Annotated in this window: 1 protein-coding gene and 1 pseudogene; both read left to right on the top strand. The window is 30.7% G+C overall.

Annotated elements, in window-relative coordinates; genetic code table 11:
- The coding region (locus tag V7056_RS20530) for an HAD family hydrolase (RefSeq protein ID WP_499704241.1) at positions 1–793 on the top strand (793 nt) is incomplete at its 5' end.
- A 116-nt stretch (positions 794–909) separates the two neighbouring features.
- Positions 910–1,092 (top strand): annotated as a pseudogene (locus tag V7056_RS20535) (hypothetical protein); the annotation flags it as partial.

The following is a 1,092-nucleotide window of genomic DNA, read 5'->3' on the forward strand; positions in this document are numbered from 1 at the left end:
ATTTGATTTAGATGGAACACTATATGATGGTACAGATCATTATGATTACTATGCAAATCTTTTATCAAAAGAAATTAATGAAGATAAAAGAGATCTTTTTCTAAAAGATTATCAAAAAATAAAAGACATGGACCATGCATTAACAATCGGAAAGGTATATGATTCTGAATTGGATTTTATCATTACGCTTGATCCAATCACGATGAAGCCGATTCAAGTACATACATGGGACGGGCAACTAGTATCAAGAGATAAATTACCGAAAAACTATGATGAACAAAATCATTTTGATTTACCATTTATTCCGGTTGGTGATGGATGGTGGCTACCGCTTGTAACCAGTTACCATTACGGAGCAAGAAATGTGTATCATTGTTATGATCGAACAAAAGAATATATGGCGACAAGTGAATTTGTTATACCTTATATAAAAGGTTTAAAAGAAGCTTTGCAATCAGTTAAACATGAAAAGCATTTAGTGTTGTTAACAAATTCGGATCGAGAGGATGTTTCAAGATTACTGAAACTTTTAGGTCTAACAGATCTTTTTGATTTAGAAATTACGGATGGAAAAAAACCATTGGAAACAGAGAAACATCTGAAAAATATTTTAAAAGAATATAATGTGCTGCCACATGAAGTTGTTTCGATTGGAGATAACTTTATGAATGAAATTTCACCTGCTCTAAAGTTAGGGATGCATGGAATTTATATAACAAATCAACCGTTTGAACAATTTAGTGAGACATTACTAGTTGTGAATCAGTTAGAAGATATATTTAAAACGCTGTGATCGATTGCAGCGTTTTTTTTTATTGATTTAGTTTCAAGGAAAATTTATTAAATTGTTATGTGAATTATACATACTTTTGTTTTTACAAAGAGAAAATAATAGTAGGAGGAAGTGAAATGGACATGAAAAAGAAACGCTACTCTCTACTAATCTGTATATTAGTCCTTTTTACAACTTTTTTAGGTGGAGTAAAGATTGATGCTAGGTCAGTGAATTATGGATATATTACTCACCCTTTACTAGTCTATTTTTTTGATGTTGGTCAAGGTGATAGTATTTTTATGAATCTACCTAATGGA

The sequence above is a fragment of the Bacillus sp. JJ664 genome (assembly GCF_036962205.1).
Classification (GTDB): domain Bacteria; phylum Bacillota; class Bacilli; order Bacillales; family Bacillaceae_G; genus Gottfriedia.